Here is a 19,135-nt window from a genome sequence, read left to right as displayed (position 1 = left end):
AGCCCTAAATTATATAACCAGTTTGGAGGTAATTTAAAATGGCTAAGGAAATTAAATATGGAGCAGAAGCCAGAAAGGCTTTAGAAGCCGGCGTAAATCAGTTGGCAGATACAGTAAAGGTTACATTAGGACCTAAAGGAAGAAATGTAGTATTGGATAAATCTTTTGGTGCACCTTTAATTACAAATGATGGTGTTACAATTGCAAAGGAAATCGAATTAGAAGATTCTTTTGAAAACATGGGCGCACAGCTTGTAAAAGAAGTTGCTACAAAGACTAACGATGTAGCAGGTGACGGTACAACAACAGCCACAGTTTTGGCTCAGGCAATGATTAATGCAGGTATGAAGAACCTTGCTGCAGGAGCTAATCCTATTATCTTAAGAAAAGGTATGAAGAAGGCTACAGATTGTGCTGTAGAAGCAATTGCTGACATGAGCAGTGTTGTAACAGGAAAAGAACAGATTGCCAAGGTTGCAGCTATTTCAGCAGGTGATGAAGAAGTTGGTAACATGGTTGCAGATGCAATGGAAAAGGTTTCTAACGACGGTGTTATTACTATTGAAGAATCAAAGACGATGAAGACTGAACTTGACCTTGTAGAAGGTATGCAGTTTGACAGAGGATATATTTCAGCATATATGGCAACAGATATGGAAAAGATGGAAGCTACACTTGATGATCCATATATTCTTATTACAGATAAGAAGATTTCAAATATTCAGGAAATCCTTCCTGTTCTTGAACAGATTGTTCAGTCAGGAGCTAAGCTTCTTATAATTGCTGAAGATGTTGAAGGTGAAGCATTAACAACATTAATCGTTAACAAGTTAAGAGGAACATTTAATGTTGTAGCTGTTAAGGCACCTGGATATGGTGACAGACGTAAAGAGATGTTAAAGGACATTGCAATCCTTACAGGTGGTCAGGTTATTTCAGAAGAATTAGGTCTTTCACTTGCAGATACTAAGATTGAAGATTTAGGTAGAGCTAAATCAGTTAAGGTTGCAAAAGAAAATACAATCATTGTTGACGGTCTTGGCAATTCAGAAGAAATTGCAGGCAGAGTTGCACAGATTAAGGCACAGTTGGAAGAAACAACATCTGAATTTGACAAAGAAAAATTACAGGAAAGACTTGCTAAGTTAGCAGGTGGTGTTGCAGTTATCAGAGTTGGTGCAGCAACAGAACCTGAAATGCAGGAAAATAAACTTAGAATGGAAGATGCTTTAAATGCTACAAGAGCTGCAGTCGAAGAAGGTATTATTGCAGGTGGTGGTTCAGCATATATCCATGCTTCTAAGAAGGTTGCTGAATTAGTAGAAAGTTTAGAAGGAGATGAGAAGACAGGTGCTTCTATTATCCTTAAAGCACTTGAAGCACCATTATTTACTATTTCACACAATGCAGGACTTGAAGGTTCAGTTATTGTAAACAAAGTTCGTGAATCAGAACCTGGTACAGGATTCGATGCATTACACGGAGAATATGTAAAAATGGTTGATGCAGGTATTCTTGATCCGGCTAAGGTTACAAGAAGTGCATTACAGAATGCTACAAGTGTTGCAAGTACATTACTTACAACAGAATCAGTTGTAGCTAATATTAAAGAAGATACACCAGCCATGCCACAAATGAATCCAGGCATGGGAATGTAATATATATTCTGATAAATAATTTAAAGGTCTACAGAATGAAATCTGTAGGCCTTTATTTTTTTGAATAACTGGAATTTTGAAAGACTTATTATCTAAAAAAGTGAGAAAAATCTAATTTAATCAAATATTTATAAAATATGGATAAAAAATATATAAATATACCAATTTAATGGTAAAAATAGCCAAAAACCATTGCCTAATATTGTACATTTAGTTTAAAAACATTTTTTTACCGTTAATTATTTGGAATAGGGTTTATACTATGGTAAAATAATTGAAACGATTTAAATTATTTTATGGGAATGAAAAAGGAGAAAATAATGAAAGGATTAAAAGATTTTAAAAAGAAATTTTTGGTTGTAACATTAGTGACAGCAGTTACTTTTTCAGGCATAAATCTGCCGGTTACAACAGTTAATGCGGCAACTGCTGTTGCTCCAAGTGTATTATCTTTTGTAGAACAGGATGATAGTACATGCACAATCAAGTGGAGTAGTGTTCAGGGAGCAACTTATAATGTTTACAAGGCTAAAAGCCGTTATGCAACATATAACAAGGTTGCTACAGTAGACACTAACTCATACACTGACACAGCATATGATGGTGAATATTATAAGGTTACATCTGTAGTTAATGGTACAGAATCGTCTATGTCACTTGCAACATCATATGAAATTGAAACATTTGGTTATAATACTAATATTTTTGAACCAACAGATAACAATTCAGAAATTCAAAGTTACATAAACAATGTTTATAAGACAACAGAATCAGGTCAGTTTGGTAGTGACAGATATGCATTTCTTTTTGCACCTGGAACATATTCTGACAGCTTAAATGTTGAAATTGGATTTTATACTCAGGTTGCAGGACTTGGATTAACTCCAACAGAAACAACAGTTGGAAATGTTCGTTCTAAGGCTGAATGGATGAAAGGCAGAAAGTATGATGGTGGTGTAAACTATAATGCATTATGTAACTTCTGGCGTTCAGTAGAAAACTTAACAACAACATCTAAGTCTACAATTTGGGCTGTTTCTCAGGCAACATCAATGAGAAGAATGAATATAAAAGGAAATTTATATTTACATCAGGATGGAGGTTATGCCAGCGGTGGTTTCCTTGCAGATACAAAGGTGGCAGGAACAGTTTCAGGTGGTTCACAGCAACAGTGGCTTACAAGAAACTCTGAAATGAGTAAATTTGAAGGTGTTGTTTGGAACAATGTTTTAGTTGGGTGTGGCAGCAACGTTAAAGGAGTGGAAAAAGGCTGGCCATATGCAGCTAACACAGTAGTAGAAAAAACTCCTGAAGAAGTAGAAAAGCCATTTCTTACAGTAAATGACGGTAAATACAGTGTTTTTGTTCCTAAAGTAAAAAACAATACAGTAGGTGTTTCATGGTCAGGGGATAAGGTTGACGGTGAGTTTATTGATTTAGATAAATTTTATGTTGCAAAACCTGGCGATAGTGTTGCAAAGATTAATAGTCAGCTTAATGCAGGAAAGAATTTAATCTTAACACCTGGTATCTATTCATTAGATGCACCTATTGAAATCAAGAATGAAGACACAATAGTTTTAGGACTTGGATATGCAACATTAAAGCCAACAAATGGCAATGAATGTATGAAAGTTGCTGATGTTGGTGGCGTTTCTATTGCAGGTGTTTTATTTGATGCCGGACAGGTTAATTCATCAACACTTTTAACTGTTGGTACAGCAGGAAATAAGACAAGCCACAAGGATAATCCTATTACTCTTTGCGATACATTCTATAGAGTAGGTGGAGCAGATGAAACTCCGGGTAAGGCAACAACTTGCGTCATAATTAATAGTAGTGATGTAATTGGAGATAACTTCTGGGTATGGAGAGCAGACCACGGTAAAGGTGTAGCATGGACAAAGAATACAGCAGATCACGGTGTAATTATTAACGGTGATAATGTTACAACATACGGTTTAATGGTTGAACATTTCCAGAAATACCAGACAATGTGGAATGGTAACGGTGGAAAATGTTATATGTATCAGAGCGAACTTCCGTACGATATTCCTAATCAGAGTTCATGGAATGCATCTGGAAGTTATGGATATACAGACTATAAGGTTGCCGATAATGTAACAAGTCATGAAGGATATGGAATAGGCATTTACTCATGTTATCAGGCAGGAACATGTTTCCTTAAGTCAGCAATTGAATGTCCTGACACACCAAATGTTAAGTTTACAAATGTATGTACATATAGTTTAAGTGGAAATGGTGGTATAGATTATGCCATTAATAACAGTGGTTACGCCGTTATGGCAAACGGTGAAATGTGTAAAGTAATGTCATACAACAATGGCAATGCAGCACAGGACAAGACATATGAAAATGCCAGAAAATATATTTGGGGTACAACAGTTGACATTAAAGGGAAGACAGATTTATTCTCAGATACATTTAAAGCAACATATACAGGTAAGAACATTACCCCTAAGGTAACAGTAAAATATAAAAACATTACTTTAAGAGAAGGCATTGACTATAAAGTTGTTTACAAGAACAACAAAAAAATCGGCACAGCAAAGATTTATGTAATTGGTCTTAATAATTTTAAAGACAGCAATACATATAAGATGAAAATTATTCCAGCTAAGACAAAGATAACAAAGAAGAAAGCTACAAAGAAAAAAATCACTTTAAAACTTAAAAAAGTTAAAGGTGCAACAGGCTATCAGGTTGTGTATTCTCTTAAAAAGAACTTTAAGGGTAAGAAAAACATTAACACAAAGAAGAGAACTGTTGTTATTAAGAGAAAGAAATCAGGTAAGTATTATGTAAAGGTTAGAGCTTACAAAAAAATTGGTAAGAAATATGTATATGGAAATTATACAAAGAGAATAACAATTAAATAAAGAAGCTGTCAAAAAGTTTTCAATTTGATTTTTTAAGAAAAGGACTATTTACGTATTAAGATTATGCAAATAGTCCTTTTTATATGGCAATAGGACTTTTTCTATGATAAAATAACCTGTAGCTTTACATAATGATTAGCTTTGGAGAATAAAATGGATTTAAATAATTTGAAAGGTATTGGAGAAAAAACTGAAAAATTATTTTATAAGGCAGGTGTTGAAAAGGTTAATGACCTTTTAAGATACTATCCAAGATATTATGATGTTTTTGAAGAGCCTGTTTTAATAAGAGATTTGGAATGTGACAGAACTCAGGCAATTAAGGGAACTGTCGTAAGAGAAGTTTCTGTTAAACGTGTGCGAAATCTTCAGGTTGTTACAGGGTATCTTAGAGATGAAAGAGGGGACGCCATTAAGGCCACATGGTTTAACTCACCTTATTTAAAGGGAAAGCTTACAATTGGAAGTACTTTTATTTTTAGAGGATTTGTAAAAGAAAACTATAGCAACTTTTCTATTGAGCAACCTAAAATCTTTGGCATTGCAGAATACAATAAGAAAAAAGGTGAAATGCAACCTGTATATCCATTAGTTTCAGGGTTAACAAATAATATGGTTCAAAAAGCTGTTAAGCAGGCGCTTAAACTAGTTGAAACAGAAGAATTTCTTCCAGAGAAAATCAGGAATAAATATGGCTTGGAGGGTTTACAGCAGGCAATAGAGCATATTCATTATCCTACAGACAAAAATCAGTTATACAGTGCAAGAAAAAGACTGATTTTTGATGAGTTCTTTATGTTTATTTATAACATTCGTAATTTAAAGGATAAAAACACTGAAATTCATAACCGACATATATTGGTGGAACCAAAAGAAGTTAAAACTTTAATAAATAATCTTCCATATGAACTTACAAATGCGCAAAAACGTACCTGGGAAGAGATTAAAAGAGATATATCTTCAACTAAGGTTATGAACCGATTAATACAGGGAGATGTAGGTTCAGGAAAAACAATTATAGCTTTTTTTGCATTAATAACTGCTGCATTAAATAATGGTCAGGGGGCGATGATGGCTCCAACTGAAGTTCTTGCAAGACAGCACTATGATAACCTTATAGAATTGATTAAGGAACATAACATTAATGTGAATCCGGTAGTTCTTGTAGGATCAATGACAGCAAAAGAAAAAAGAGAAGCTTATAAAGTTATCGAATCAGGAGATGCAGATATAATAATTGGAACTCATGCCTTAATTCAGGAAAAAGTTAATTACAATAATTTGACAATGGTTGTTACAGACGAACAGCACAGGTTTGGTGTAAGACAAAGAGAAGCCATTTCTGAAAAAGGTGAACACCCACACATTATGGTAATGAGCGCAACTCCAATTCCAAGAACATTAGCAATAATAATGTATGGTGATTTGGATATTTCCGTAATTGATGAACTTCCGGCTAACAGACTTCCTATAGCTAACTGTGTTGTTGGAACAGATTACAGACCTAACGCATATGATTTTATGACTAAGCAGATAGCAAAGGGCCGACAGGTTTATGTTATCTGTCCTACTGTTGAATATAGTGAAGCTGTTGAAGGTGAGAATGTTATTGAATATGCAGAAAAATTAAAAAGAATAATGCCTGTATCAGTAAACATTGAATTCCTTCACGGAAGAATGAAACCGGCAGAAAAAAATGAGATTATGGATAGATTTGCCAATAATCAGATTCAAATACTTGTTTCTACAACGGTAGTTGAAGTAGGGGTTAATGTGCCTAATGCAACTGTAATGATGGTGGAAAATGCTGAACGATTCGGTCTTGCCCAACTTCATCAGCTTAGAGGACGTGTAGGTCGAGGAAAATATCAGTCTTACTGCATTTTTATTAATGGCTCAGGAAAGAAAGAAGCATTAGAAAGACTAAATATTCTTTGCAAGTCAAATGATGGCTTCTTAATAGCCAATGAGGACTTAAAATTGCGAGGCCCCGGAGACTTCTTCGGTGTAAGACAAAGTGGTGATTTTGAGTTTAGACTAGGAGATATAATGAACGATGCAAATATATTAAAGCAGGCATCAGAGGCTGTCGAATTAATTTTAAATGAAGAGGTTGAAATTTCTGACAAACAGCGTAAAATAATCATAGAATATGAAAACGATTCTATCAATATATAAAATATTTGGTGTTACATAAAGTAACGGAATGGAGTTTAAAATGAATATAGTAGTTCTTTGTGGTGGAAACAGCACAGAAAGAGAAGTATCAATAAATTCAGGATCAATGGTTTGTGAAGCTTTAAGAAAGAAGAATCATAATGCTATTCTGATGGATGTATACTTTGGACTTGAAGATATAGATATTTTTGAAAAATCAGCTAGCAAATATGATGTTGAAAGTGTAAAGAAGAACATTCAGTCATTATCAGATAAGGTTAGCGAAGACAGAAGAAGTTTCTTTGGTAATAATGTTATTGAAATTTGCCAGAAAGCTGATATTGTTTTTATGGCTCTTCACGGAAAGAATGGTGAAGACGGAAAGTGTCAGGCAGCTTTTGATTTATATGGTATTAAATATACAGGTTCAGGCCATCTTGCAAGTGCAATAGGAATGGACAAAGGCGTTACAAAACAGATTTTTATGTCAAAAGGTGTTCCAACAGCTAAGAGTGTGTGGATTAAAAAAGGCGAAAGCACAGACCTTAAAGACTATGGAATGAAAGTTCCTGTTGTAGTTAAAGCATGTAATGGAGGTTCAAGCGTTGGCGTTGTTCTTGTTCACCAAGAAAGTGAATATGAAGATGCAGTAAAAACCTGTTTTGAATTAGATAATCAGATCCTTGTGGAAGACTTTATTAAAGGCAGAGAGTTTTCCATTGGAGTTATTAATAAAAAAGCCCTTCCTGTAGTTGAAATTATTCCAAGAGATGGATGGTATGATTACAAGAATAAATATAACGGAGCTACAGAAGAAGTCTGTCCTGCCAATCTTAATGATGAATTAACAAAGAAGATTCAAAAGGTAGCTGAGGATGCATGTAATGCTATTGGCTGTGAACCTTATGCAAGAGCAGATGTTATGATGGATGCTGATGGCAATATGTTCTGTCTTGAAGTTAATACCTTGCCGGGAATGACAGCAACATCACTTGTACCACAGGAAGCAAAGGCAGTAGGTATGGATTTCCCTACATTGTGTGATTATCTTGTAGAGTTATCATTAAAAAAGAATAACTAAAATATTTTAATTAAACAATTTTGAACTGAAAATAAGGAATATACTTTTATGAAAAATATGACTTTGGAAAACATTGCGAAAGCCTGCAATGGTATTTATGTTGGAGATGAAGATTTAAAATCAAAAGAAATAACAGGTGTGGAAAAAGATAGCCGACTTATTGAAGACGGTTATTTGTATCTTCCTTTTGTGGGAGCAAGAGTGGATGGTCACGATTTTATACCACAGGTTTTTGATAAAGGGGCTTTGTGTACTTTATCAGAAAAGGATTTGAATAATCCTAAGGGACCTTATATTAAGGTAGAATCAGTTGCAACAGCCCTTAAAGATATTGCTGAATTCTATAGAAAACAACTTAGCTGTAAGATTATCGGAATAACAGGAAGTGTTGGAAAAACAAGCACAAAAGAGATTATTGCGTCTGTTTTGGAAGAAAAATTTAAAGTTTTAAAAACTGAGGGCAATTACAATAACGAAATTGGTGAACCTCTTACAATTTTAAAAATAAGAGATGAACATGAAGTTGCTGTTATAGAAATGGGCATTAGTGATTTTGAGGAAATGCACAGATTAGCTAAAGTTTCAAGACCTGATGTTTGTGTAATTACCAATATTGGAACATGTCATCTTGAAAACTTAGGAGATAGAGATGGTGTATTTAAGGCAAAGACAGAAATGTTTGATTATGCATCTAAAGATTGCTTTGTTGTACTTAATGGTGATGACGATAAGTTATCTAATGTTAAGGAAGTTAATGGACATGCTCCTGTTTTTTTTGGAATTGACACGGACAGAGATGTTATGGCAATAAAATACGAAAGTCTTGGTATCCAGGGAACAAAGGTTAAAATTAAATATTTTGATAAGGAATTAGATACAGTAATCCCTATTCCAGGCTATCATATGATTTATAATGCAATGGCCGCAGTTTGCATTGGCTCTTATTTTGGAATGACTTTAGATGAAATAGATTCAGGAATCAGAAATCTTAAAGCAATTGGTGGTAGAAATAATATTTTTACAACAAACGGAATAACTGTAATAGATGATTGTTATAATGCAAATCCAATGTCAATGAAAGCTTCAATTAATGTTTTATCACAGGCTAATGGCAGAAAAGTTGCTATTTTAGGTGATATGTTTGAATTAGGCGAAAACTCAAAAAAATTACATAAAGAAGTTGGACAGGCTGCTGTTGGAAAAGTAGACATACTTGTATGTATTGGAAATCTTTCAAAAGACATTGCAGAAGCGGCAATAGAAGGCGGATGTAATACATTGTATTTCCCTAATAAAGCAGATTTCGAGGATAATCTTTCTGCATACATTAAAGAAGGAGATACTGTTTTAATTAAAGCTTCCAATGGTATGAAGTTTAAAACAATAGTTGAAAAATTAAAAGGTTAATTATAGACAAGAGATTAGACATAAAGTTAGGGGCTGTCGCAAAAGCGGCGGCCCCTTTATTTACTTAATAAGAAATTCCTTTGGAATTTCTATTAAGTAAAAATCCTATTAAATAATTAAATCATGATTATTTACCGCTCATCTGTCTTTCCTGAGCTTCAATCATCTTCTTAACCATCTGTCCACCCACAGAACCTGCCTGGGCTGATGTTAAGTTTCCGTTATAACCATCTGTAAGCTGAACGCCTACCTCTGATGCACATTCCATTTTGAATCTGTTCATAGCACCCTTTGCTTCAGGAACATTAACTTTGTTAGTGTTACTCATTACTCATTACCTCCAACAATTAAATTATTTAGTAACTAAGTTCATATGAAGTTGTTACACTAATATTATGTGGAAGTTTTATTTTTATAAACTGGTAACTTGTTGCTAATATGACAAAAAAATCCATCTTTCATAAAAAAATAAGACGTCAAATCAATATTCAGATTTATTATTTTTCAAATAATCTAATATAATGTGGCTATATTCAGTAATAGTATTATCGTTAATACTGTCAGCCTTAATATATTGATTCTTATCCTTATATTCTAATTTAAAACAATTTTCAAAATTCTTAGACTTTGAATCAAATATAGGAAGAAAACTTCCTGAAAACTTTTCATAACATGTGGAAGCAGTGGCAGCCTTTCGAAACTTTTTATCCATAAATTCTCCGATACTTTTGTGAATAGCACGGTCTTCCAATGGAAGAAAATAATAATCCTTATAATTTTTAAAGAAATACTTAAATGTGCCGTTACATAAATTAATTGAAATGTTTAAAGTGTTATTCTGAATATTTAAGTGAATGCCATTAAAGTTATGTGAAATATTAACAGGCACAGCATTGTTTAAAGTTATACTAACAAGTAATTCCTGTTGAATATCCCCGTCAAAATTCTTATATTCATGAATTTCGTAAGAATTAACCTTATACTTATATTCAAAAATATCAGATATGGAAAGTAAATCCGTTAAGACACCCATATTCCAAACATCTTCTTTATTATGTAAAAGAAGTGGGAATAGTAAACGTTCATCTTTAGATTCCACATAATGCTTAAAGACTTCAATTAAATCTCCACCTGAAAAAGGATCACTTCTGTTAATTCCAAGAAGTTTCTCAAAAGATTTCTGTTTATTGTTTTCCATTTTAAGAATGTGATTAAGCTTTGAAACCGGTTTGTAAATATCAATACTTTGGTAATTATCAAAGTCAAATTCTAAATTGTATTTTTTACCCCTTTCTGTTACAAACGGTATGTCAAAACTGTTACCATTAAAATGAATAACAGTATCGAAATCCTTTATAAACTTATTAAATGCCATAAGAACATTGGCTTCATCATTAAAATTTTCTGCAAGCCATTGAGTATAACAAAGTTCATCTCCTGAATAGTACATACAGCCGATTAAGTAGACAATACAGTACTTTCTTGAAAAACCTGTTGTTTCAATATCAAAATATATTATTTTCTCTTTTTTTGAAAAATTCTCTATTGGATAGTTAATTTCTATATCCACTTTATTTCTAAATACTAACATAAATCTTATTTTATCAAATTAATAAAAACACAACAAGATTTTTTGATTTTTTTGGAAAATTAAAAATTCTTTTACAATATTAAGTTAATGCCTAATTAGTGAAAAAAGAGTATCAATTGGATGTTATTTACATTGAAGAAATTGGACAAAAGTATTATTATAGAATAGATGTAAAAAATTACGAAGAGAGGTAGAGTTATGTCTATTCTAACATTTAAGGGTGGAGTTCATCCATACGATGGAAAAGAACTATCCAAGGATGTTGCTGTTAGAAAAGTGCTTCCAAAAGGAGAAGTTGTTATTCCTGTTGCACAGCATATAGGGGCACCGGCAAAACCGGTTGTTGAAGTGGGACAGAGAGTATTAAAGGGACAGCTTATAGCAGAAGCGGCAGGATTTATTTCAGCTAACATTCACTCATCAGTTTCAGGAACTGTAAAGAAGATAGAACAGAGAGTTGTTCCTAACGGAAGCAAGGTTCTTTCAATAGTAATTGAAAATGATGAACAATATGAAGAGTTTCAATATGAAGCCAAAGAACAGCCATGGTCAAAGGAATATATTAGAGAGGCTGTTAAGGACTGTGGGGTTGTAGGTTTAGGTGGCGCATGCTTCCCAACTAACGTAAAACTTACACCTAAGGACGATAATGCAATCGATTATGTTATTGTTAACGCTGCTGAATGTGAGCCATACATAACATCCGATTACAGAAGATTGGTTGAACAGCCACAGGAAGTAATCGAAGGATTAAAGATTGTTTTATCTTTATTTGAGAATGCAAAAGGTGTTATTGCAGTAGAAAATAATAAGCCTGATGTTATTGAAAACTTAAAGAAACTTACTGAAAATGAAGATAGGATACAGGTAGCAGAATTAAAGACTAAGTATCCTCAGGGATCAGAAAGACATATTATTTATGCTGTTACAAAGAGAAAAATCAATTCTTCAATGTTGCCGGCAGATGGTGGCTGTATAGTTGATAATGTTGACACAATTTACAACATTTATCAGGCTGTAAAATTCCACAAACCGTTAACAGAAAGAATTGTTACTGTTTCAGGTAACGGTATAAAGAATCCTTGTAACCTGTTAGTTCCTTTTGGAACAAGTCACAGCCAGCTTGTGGAAGAAGCAGGCGGTATGGATGAATCTGTTGAAAAGATTTTGTCAGGTGGTCCTATGATGGGTCAGGCAATGTTTACTTTGGATGTTCCTGTTATAAAAGGTTCGTCTGCACTTTTAGCATTTAAAAACGATCAGGTTGCCCATGCTAAGACAACTAACTGTCTTAACTGTGGAAAATGTGCTCAGGTTTGCCCGGAAGGTTTAATTTGTGCAAAACTTGCTCATGCGGCAGATGCAGATGATATGGAGGCTTTCGTAAAAATGCATGGAATGGAATGTATTGAATGTGGTACATGCAATTACAATTGCCCTGCTAACAGAAACATTACACAAAGCGTAAGAACAATGAAAAGAAAAGTGCAGGCAGCACGTAGGAAAGGGTAAGAGTGAATAAAAAATGTATAACGTATCATCCAGCCCTCATGTAAAAAGCAAGGTTACAACTCAGAGCATAATGAGAGATGTAATTATCGCTTTAATGCCGGCTACAATTTTTGGTATATATAATTATAGTCATCTCTTCGGAGCAAAGTACGGATTAAGAAGTGCATTACTTATTATTTTAACGGTAGTTGCATGTGTATTATCTGAATATGTTTTTGAAAAGATTACTAAGAGAGAAAGCACACTTGATGATTTAAGTGCAGTAGTTACAGGTATGATTCTTGCATTGAATCTTCCTTGTACTTTCCCTTATTGGAAAGCAATGCTTGGCGGATTTTTTGCAATTGTAATTGTAAAACAGTTATTTGGCGGTTTAGGCCAGAACTTTATGAACCCTGCTTTAGGTGCAAGATGTTTTCTTGTTTTGTCATTTGCAGGAAACATGACTGCATTCTATCCTACAGATGTTAGTGGAGTAGATGCGGCTACAAGTGCAACACCTTTAACTTCATTAAAGAATACAGGGGACAGTGTTGCAAGTCTTGCAGATATGTTTATTGGTAATCATTCAGGTACAATCGGTGAAACATGCATTATTGCATTGTTAATCGGTGCTGTATATCTTGTTGTAAGAAAGATTATTGATTTGCGTATCCCTCTTACATACATAGCAGTATTTGCTGTTTGTATTATGCTTTTTAACCAGAGTACAGATCCTGTTTTCCTTGCAAAACATCTTTGCGGTGGTGGTTTGATTTTTGGGGCCTTCTTTATGGCAACTGATTATACGACATCTCCTATTACAAAAACAGGAAGATATATTTTTGGTATATGTTTAGGTCTTTTGACAGCTATTTTCAGAACATTTGGAAATACTGCAGAAGGCGTTTCATATGCAATTATATTCTGCAATCTTTTAGTTCCATTAATTGAAAAATGGACAATTCCAAGAGCTTTTGGAATTGTTAAGGCAAAAAAGGAGGGCAAATAATATGAAAAATATAATTAAAGATACTCTTATATTATTTGCTATCACTTTGGTAGCAGGACTTGGATTAGGTCTTGTATATAATGTTACAGCTAATTCAAGAGCAATGCAGGAAGAAAAGACTAAGACTGAAGCATACAATACAGTTATGCCGGGGCTTGGAAGTTTCGATAATGTAAGTTTTGACAGCGTGGCTGCCGACAAATATATTAAAGAGCAGATTAACAAAAATGAAACAGAAAAAACAATTAAATCTTACAATGCCACAATTGATGAGGTTATTAAGGCTAAAGACAAAAGTGGTAATGATTTAGGATACATTATTACAGTTACAGATAATGAAGCTTATGGTGGTTCATTACAGATGACTGTAGGTATAAAAGATGACGGAACTGTTATGGGTATTTCATTCCTTTCTTTAAGTGAAACACCTGGGCTTGGAATGAAAGCCAAAGATGATGATTTTATGAGTCAGTTTTCCAAAAAGAAAGTAGATTTCTTCAAATATACTAAGTCAGGAGCAAAAGCTGACAATGAAATTAATGCAATAAGCAGTGCCACAATAACATCTAATGCCGTAACACATGGTGTAAACGGTGCTATTTACTGTGTAGACTTTATTACAGGAGGTGGCAAATAATGAACAAATGTATTGAACGTTTATATAACGGTATTATAAAAGAAAATCCTACTTTTGTATTAATTCTCGGTATGTGTCCTACACTTGCCGTTACTTCATCATTAGTTAACGGTGCGGGAATGGGACTTAGTACAATGGCAGTTTTGGTATTGTCTAACATGGTTATTTCAATGCTTAGAAATATTATTCCTAACGGAGTGAGAGTTCCTGCATTTATTGTAATTGTAGCCAGCTTTGTTACAATTTTGCAGTTTTTATTAGAGGCATATTTACCATCACTTAACAGTGCCCTTGGTATTTATATTCCTTTAATTGTTGTTAACTGTATTATTTTAGGAAGAGCAGAAAGTTATGCATCAAAGAATCCTGTTTTACCATCAATTTTTGACGGACTTGGAATGGGACTTGGATTTACAATTGCCTTATCTTTATTAGGCGGTTTCAGAGAAATCTTAGGTGCAGGTACAATTCTTGGAATTAATATTCCACATTGGGACGGTATTGGAATCTTTGTTATGGCACCGGGAGCATTCTTTGTTCTTGCTGCTTTAATTGCAATACAGAACCAGATTAGAATAAGTCATGGCAAAAAGCCTAGAAAGCTTCAGTGCGAACAGGGCTGTGCAGGTTGTACAGGCTGTGGCAGTGATTATTCACAGTGTAATAAAGAAGAAAAGGAGGAAGCATAAATGGCAGAATGTATGTTAATAGCAGTAGGTGCTGCTTTAGTTAATAATGTAGTATTAAGTCAGTTCTTAGGATTATGCCCATTCCTTGGAGTATCAAAAAAGACAGATACAGCGGCAGGTATGGGAGCAGCTGTTATCTTTGTTATAATGATTGCATCAGCAGTTACATATGGTGTATATTATGCAATTCTTACACCACTTAATCTTGAATATTTACAGACTATTGTATTTATTCTTGTAATTGCCGCATTAGTTCAGCTTGTTGAAATGATTTTGAAGAAGTTCATTAAACCTTTATATGAAGCGCTTGGTGTATACCTTCCACTTATTACAACAAACTGTGCAGTTTTAGGTGTAGCTATTTCTAACATTGACAATGGATACAATTTTGCAGAAAGTCTTGCATGTTCATTCGGAACATCATTCGGTTTCTTAATTTCAATTGTTATCCTTGCAGGAATTAGAGAAAAATCAGAACACAATAATATTCCAAAGCCTTTCCAGGGAACACCTATTGTTCTTGTTTCAGCAGGATTAATGGCTATAGCATTTACCGGTTTTACCGGAGTTATTTAAGGAGGTAAGATATGAGTTTATTAGCAGTTAGTATATCAGTTAACAGTATCTTATATGCCGTATTAATCGTAGGTGGTGTAGGCTTATTTATAGGTATTGCACTTGGAATAGCAGGAAAATTCCTTTCAGTAGAAGTGGATGAAAAAGAAGTTGCAATAAGAGAAGCACTTCCGGGCAATAACTGTGGTGGTTGCGGATATCCGGGATGTGACGGACTTGCTGCAGCAATAGCAAGTGGTGAAAGTGAACCTTCAGCTTGTCCTGTTGGTGGCGCACCTGTAGCCAAAAAAATTGCAGACATTCTTGGAGTTGAAGCAGAAGTAGTTCCAAAAGTAGCTTATGTTTCATGTTCAGGAGACTGTGACAAGGCAAAAGACAAATACAACTATTATGGAAACATGTCATGCCAGGATGCGGCAAACATTCCCGGTGGCGGTGCAAAAGCATGTAGCTATGGTTGTTTAGGACTTGGCTCATGTGTAAAAGCTTGCGAATTTGACGCAATCCATATAGTAAACGGAAAAGCACTTGTAGACAGAGAAAAATGTAAAGCCTGTGGAAAATGTGTTGCAGCATGTCCAAAAGGACTTATTTCAATAATTCCTGCAGATCATCAATACATGGTAAAATGTCGATCAAAAGACAAAGGACGTGATGTAATGCAGGCATGTACAGCAGGATGTATCGGATGTGGACTATGTGCAAAGAACTGTCCAAATGATGCAATCGATTTTGAATATAATCTTGCAACAATAAATCAGGACAAATGCAAAAACTGTGGCATTTGTGCTGCAAAATGCCCTAAGAAAGTTATAGAAAAATTATCATAGTTTTCTTTCTATGCATAATATTAATAAAAAACCTCACACTATTATAGATACGAAGATTTTAAAATTGTACGGGTTTGCCTTTTGCCGAAAGTGCTCTGAGGCCGTCGGTCCTTAGGAGGTGGGGCAGTGAAACTGCTACAGCTTCTTAGTACCGCTACGAGCCGAGGGCAGCGGAAGCGTGCTTTAGCAATGGCAAACCTGTACAATTTTTTAGAAATTCGAATCCGGAAAGTGTGAGGTTTTTTATGTTAAATAAAGAGAAGAGAGAAAACTATGAAAAAAATTCTGAATATAGTTTCATTAAGGGTAATATCGAATTGGATGAACAAAAATTGGACCAGTTGTTGCATTTAGAGGAAAATTTTGATTTACTTAAAAGAGAGTTTGATATTGGAGATAAGAGGGCTGTTATTTATTACATTAATGGTTTTTGTAAAGATGATATGCTGCAGAAGATTCAGGAGTTTTTTTTGGGGATTGATGTGTCTGATGTGGAGAGCTCTGTAATAGATTTTGCCAATAATCAGATTCCTTATTTGGAAATTAATTTGTATGGGGATAAGTATAACGTGGTTACCATGCTTTTGTCCGGGGTTTCCTGTTTGCTTATTGATGGCTTTAATAAGGCTATTTTGATTGATGCTAGGGAGTATCCCGCAAGAAATGTTCAGGAGCCAGAGAAGTACAAGGTCCTTAGAGGTTCAAGAGATGGTTTCGTTGAGACTTTAATTCTTAATACAGCCCTTATTAGAAGAAGAATTAGAAATCCTGAGTATATTTGCAAAGTTATGCGTGCAGGAAAAAGTTCAAGAACGGACATTGCTATTTGTTATATGAATGACAGGGTTGACAGAAAATTGCTTGACCGTATTATTAGTAATATTGAAAAAATAGATGTTGATGCATTAACTATGAATCAGGAAAGTCTTTCGGAGGCGGTTTATAAAGGCAAGTGGTTTAATCCATTTCCAAAGTTTCGCTATACTGAAAGACCTGATACGGTTGCTGCATCTGTTTTAGAGGGACAGATTGCCATTCTTGTTGACAATTCCCCTGCGGCAATGCTTCTTCCCACAACTATTTTTGATGTGATAGAAGAGGCGGACGACTATTATTTCCCACCGGTTACCGGAACTTATTTAAGACTTGCAAGAATGATCGTTACAGTTATGTCATTATTGCTGACACCGTTGTTTTTACTTTATGCAAATAATCCTGAAATTTTACCGGATTGGTTAATGTTCACTAAAATAGAACAGCCTGAATATGTGCCGATTTTTTGGCAACTATTGATTTTGGAGTTGGCTGTTGACGGATTAAAGTTGGCAGCAATTAACACTCCAAGCACTTTAAATACACCTTTAAGTTTAATTGCAGCAATTGTAATTGGCGAGTTTTCTGTTAATACAGGGTGGTTTAACCAGCAGACTATGTTATATATGGCTGTTGTTGCCATTGCAAACTTTACTCACGAAAATTATGAACTGGCATACTCAGTTAAATTTTTAAGAATAATTATGCTTATTTTTACTCAGATTTTCGGATTATACGGATTTATTGGTGGGATAATTTTTACATTGGCAGTAGTAGGATTAAACAAAACAATTGCAGGAACAAGCTATGTTTATCCTTTGATGCCCCTTGATTTTAAAGTATTTTTGCAAAGATTTTACAGAGTATCATTAAAGGCTAAAAACAAGAAATAAAAAAACTAAAATGAATTGGTTTTATAATCAAAAAAACGTTAATGAAATAACTGTCGTTGCAAAGTTTGTCTAAATGAGTATAATAATATATACAGTTAAGGGAGGTTTATATGGCAGCTAAAACTAAAGAAAAGGAAACCGTAGTGGTTAAGACTCAGGAAGAAATGTACTTAGATGCAGAAAGACTTTTAAAAGCTACTGAATGCTTAACAAGAGATAAAGAAAAGGCAGAGTTTTTTAAAAATCTTGCTGATAGATATAAAGACTTAGGAGAATATGAGGATTCAAAAGATAAATATGAAGAATGCTTAAAGAAGCACAAATATTATAAGGAACAGTCCAAGATAGTGAAAGAAATTCAGCCTAAGGAAGAAGATTTTAATGAGAACAAAAGCAAGAGCAATGGAATTATTGGAAAAGTTATTATAGGCCTTGTTATTGTACTTGTTATTGCCGCAGCCGGTGGAATTGTATATCTAAAGACTAAACCCGGAAGGTACCAGAGAGCAACTTTTTATGAAAACAAGGGCAATTACGAGAAGTCTTATAAGATGTTTAAGAACTTAAAGAATTACAAAGACAGCAAGGAAAGAAAGAGAGACTGTAAGTATCAGTTTGCACTTCAGTGCTGGAAAGATGAAGACTATGAGCCTGCAATTAAGATGTTTAGGGAATTAGTTGAGTCTGAATATGGTGACAGTGAAGAAAAACTTGCTGATTTAGAAATTGAATACATTAAAAAGCAGAAAATCGGCACAAATGTTATATTTGGTAATTTTCATTGGCTTATATTAGAAAATGATGGAGATAAAGTACTTCTTGTAAAATCTGAACCAATTAACGGATTAGCCTATAATGAAAGAGATAAAGCTACAACATGGAGTGAATGTACTTTAAGAGAATACTTAAATGGTTCATTTTTAGATGGAACTTTTAGTCTAAATATGCAAAAGAAAATTTTAGATACAAATATTAAGGTTGAAAATAATAGTACATATGGTACAAAAGCCGGAAAAGATACAGTAGATAAAATATTTATGCTTAATGGAAGTCAGGCAGAACAGTATGAAGAAATCTTAAGCAACTATTTAAGAGACTGGTGGTTAATCGGTCCGGGAAATAGCGAAAATACAGCACAGTATGTATCATACGGCAAAGTGATGGATTATGGATACATTGTTACAGACACAAATATCCATATTCGTCCTGCATTGTGGGTATCAATTAAGTAAAAAACCACTCTAAGATTTGCAAATTATATTAAAACTCCGTGCGAAAAATAATTGTAAGAAAGTACTTCGAAGCCGTCGGTTCGAAGAAAATGGGGTAGCAAAGCTACCATAGCTTCTAAGGATCGCTACTAGCTGAGAGTAGCGGTAGCGTGCTTTCGATAATTATTT

15 protein-coding genes are annotated in these 19,135 nt (G+C 34.2%); 13 read left to right on the top strand and 2 right to left on the bottom strand.

The window, feature by feature from the left end:
• Nucleotides 1-38 precede the first annotated feature (38 nt).
• The 5 genes from groL (at nt 39) to NQ558_RS08990 (ending at nt 9,203) form a co-directional block, all read left to right on the top strand.
• A complete protein-coding gene (gene groL, locus NQ558_RS09010) occupies nt 39-1,658 on the top strand; it encodes a chaperonin GroEL (protein ID WP_005358621.1) in 1,620 nt (539 codons plus the stop codon).
• Nucleotides 1,659-1,978: 320 nt separating this feature from the next.
• Entirely contained in the window at nt 1,979-4,558 is a 2,580-nt protein-coding gene (locus NQ558_RS09005; protein ID WP_050750922.1) for a hypothetical protein, read from the top strand.
• A 153-nt stretch (nt 4,559-4,711) separates the two neighbouring features.
• Nucleotides 4,712-6,736, top strand: coding sequence for an ATP-dependent DNA helicase RecG (recG, locus tag NQ558_RS09000; protein ID WP_005358617.1), 2,025 nt, complete (start codon nt 4,712-4,714; stop codon nt 6,734-6,736).
• A gap of 40 nt (nt 6,737-6,776) precedes the next feature.
• A complete protein-coding gene (locus NQ558_RS08995; RefSeq protein ID WP_040445758.1) occupies nt 6,777-7,796 on the top strand; it encodes a D-alanine--D-alanine ligase family protein in 1,020 nt (339 codons plus the stop codon).
• Between the two features lie 48 nt (nt 7,797-7,844).
• On the top strand, nt 7,845-9,203 hold the full coding sequence (locus NQ558_RS08990; RefSeq protein ID WP_005358605.1) for a UDP-N-acetylmuramoyl-tripeptide--D-alanyl-D-alanine ligase: 1,359 nt from the start codon (nt 7,845-7,847) through the stop codon (nt 9,201-9,203).
• 127 nt (nt 9,204-9,330) lie between these two features.
• Here the strand turns inward: NQ558_RS08990 and NQ558_RS08985 are convergent, their stop codons facing one another.
• Nucleotides 9,331-9,531 carry an alpha/beta-type small acid-soluble spore protein gene (locus NQ558_RS08985; RefSeq protein ID WP_005358604.1) on the bottom strand — a complete coding sequence of 67 codons (201 nt, stop codon included), beginning with the start codon at nt 9,529-9,531 and terminating at the stop codon, nt 9,331-9,333.
• A gap of 153 nt (nt 9,532-9,684) precedes the next feature.
• The gene (locus tag NQ558_RS08980) at nt 9,685-10,794 is read right to left on the bottom strand and encodes a ribonuclease H-like domain-containing protein (RefSeq protein ID WP_005358603.1); all 1,110 of its coding nucleotides are present in this window, start codon (nt 10,792-10,794) and stop codon (nt 9,685-9,687) included.
• A gap of 198 nt (nt 10,795-10,992) precedes the next feature.
• On the opposite strand from NQ558_RS08980, the gene rsxC reads away from it, so the two are divergent.
• From rsxC to NQ558_RS08940, 8 genes are all read left to right on the top strand, one after another.
• A complete protein-coding gene (gene rsxC, locus NQ558_RS08975) occupies nt 10,993-12,306 on the top strand; it encodes an electron transport complex subunit RsxC (RefSeq protein ID WP_005358602.1) in 1,314 nt (437 codons plus the stop codon).
• Nucleotides 12,307-12,319: 13 nt separating this feature from the next.
• A complete protein-coding gene (locus NQ558_RS08970; RefSeq protein WP_040445756.1) occupies nt 12,320-13,297 on the top strand; it encodes an RnfABCDGE type electron transport complex subunit D in 978 nt (325 codons plus the stop codon).
• Nucleotide 13,298: 1 nt separating this feature from the next.
• Nucleotides 13,299-13,934, top strand: a complete 636-nt coding sequence (locus NQ558_RS08965; protein WP_005358600.1) for an RnfABCDGE type electron transport complex subunit G — start codon at nt 13,299-13,301, stop codon at nt 13,932-13,934.
• Entirely contained in the window at nt 13,934-14,623 is a 690-nt protein-coding gene (gene rsxE, locus NQ558_RS08960) for an electron transport complex subunit RsxE (protein ID WP_005358599.1), read from the top strand. The genes NQ558_RS08965 and rsxE overlap by 1 nt, the downstream gene beginning before the upstream one ends.
• Complete coding sequence (locus NQ558_RS08955) at nt 14,624-15,199, top strand: electron transport complex protein RnfA (protein ID WP_005358598.1); 576 nt, start codon at nt 14,624-14,626, stop codon at nt 15,197-15,199. It abuts the gene before it with no gap.
• 11 nt (nt 15,200-15,210) lie between these two features.
• The gene (locus NQ558_RS08950; RefSeq protein ID WP_005358577.1) at nt 15,211-16,029 is read left to right on the top strand and encodes an RnfABCDGE type electron transport complex subunit B; all 819 of its coding nucleotides are present in this window, start codon (nt 15,211-15,213) and stop codon (nt 16,027-16,029) included.
• Nucleotides 16,030-16,274: 245 nt separating this feature from the next.
• Nucleotides 16,275-17,735 carry a spore germination protein gene (locus tag NQ558_RS08945; protein WP_005358571.1) on the top strand — a complete coding sequence of 487 codons (1,461 nt, stop codon included), beginning with the start codon at nt 16,275-16,277 and terminating at the stop codon, nt 17,733-17,735.
• A 110-nt stretch (nt 17,736-17,845) separates the two neighbouring features.
• Nucleotides 17,846-18,967, top strand: a complete 1,122-nt coding sequence (locus tag NQ558_RS08940; RefSeq protein WP_005358568.1) for a DUF6273 domain-containing protein — start codon at nt 17,846-17,848, stop codon at nt 18,965-18,967.
• The last annotated feature ends 168 nt before the right edge of the window (nt 18,968-19,135 follow it).

Source organism: Eubacterium ventriosum, assembly GCF_025150745.1.
In the GTDB taxonomy this organism is placed as follows: domain Bacteria; phylum Bacillota; class Clostridia; order Lachnospirales; family Lachnospiraceae; genus Eubacterium_G; species Eubacterium_G ventriosum.
This window is presented reverse-complemented; position numbering and strand designations above follow the sequence as displayed.

Bases quoted from the DNA above. Each gene is read 5' to 3' on its own strand.
- rsxC (WP_005358602.1), top strand. From the start codon at position 10,993: ATGTCTATTCTAACATTTAAGGGTGGAGTTCATCCATACGATGGAAAA.
- rsxE (WP_005358599.1), top strand. From the start codon at position 13,934: ATGAACAAATGTATTGAACGTTTATATAACGGTATTATAAAAGAAAAT.
- NQ558_RS08950 (WP_005358577.1), top strand. From the start codon at position 15,211: ATGAGTTTATTAGCAGTTAGTATATCAGTTAACAGTATCTTATATGCC.
- NQ558_RS08995 (WP_040445758.1), top strand. From the start codon at position 6,777: ATGAATATAGTAGTTCTTTGTGGTGGAAACAGCACAGAAAGAGAAGTA.
- NQ558_RS09005 (WP_050750922.1), top strand. From the start codon at position 1,979: ATGAAAGGATTAAAAGATTTTAAAAAGAAATTTTTGGTTGTAACATTA.
- NQ558_RS08955 (WP_005358598.1), top strand. From the start codon at position 14,624: ATGGCAGAATGTATGTTAATAGCAGTAGGTGCTGCTTTAGTTAATAAT.
- recG (WP_005358617.1), top strand. From the start codon at position 4,712: ATGGATTTAAATAATTTGAAAGGTATTGGAGAAAAAACTGAAAAATTA.
- NQ558_RS08940 (WP_005358568.1), top strand. From the start codon at position 17,846: ATGGCAGCTAAAACTAAAGAAAAGGAAACCGTAGTGGTTAAGACTCAG.
- NQ558_RS08970 (WP_040445756.1), top strand. From the start codon at position 12,320: ATGTATAACGTATCATCCAGCCCTCATGTAAAAAGCAAGGTTACAACT.
- NQ558_RS08945 (WP_005358571.1), top strand. From the start codon at position 16,275: ATGTTAAATAAAGAGAAGAGAGAAAACTATGAAAAAAATTCTGAATAT.
- NQ558_RS08985 (WP_005358604.1), bottom strand. From the start codon at position 9,531: ATGAGTAACACTAACAAAGTTAATGTTCCTGAAGCAAAGGGTGCTATG.
- groL (WP_005358621.1), top strand. From the start codon at position 39: ATGGCTAAGGAAATTAAATATGGAGCAGAAGCCAGAAAGGCTTTAGAA.
- NQ558_RS08965 (WP_005358600.1), top strand. From the start codon at position 13,299: ATGAAAAATATAATTAAAGATACTCTTATATTATTTGCTATCACTTTG.
- NQ558_RS08980 (WP_005358603.1), bottom strand. From the start codon at position 10,794: ATGTTAGTATTTAGAAATAAAGTGGATATAGAAATTAACTATCCAATA.
- NQ558_RS08990 (WP_005358605.1), top strand. From the start codon at position 7,845: ATGAAAAATATGACTTTGGAAAACATTGCGAAAGCCTGCAATGGTATT.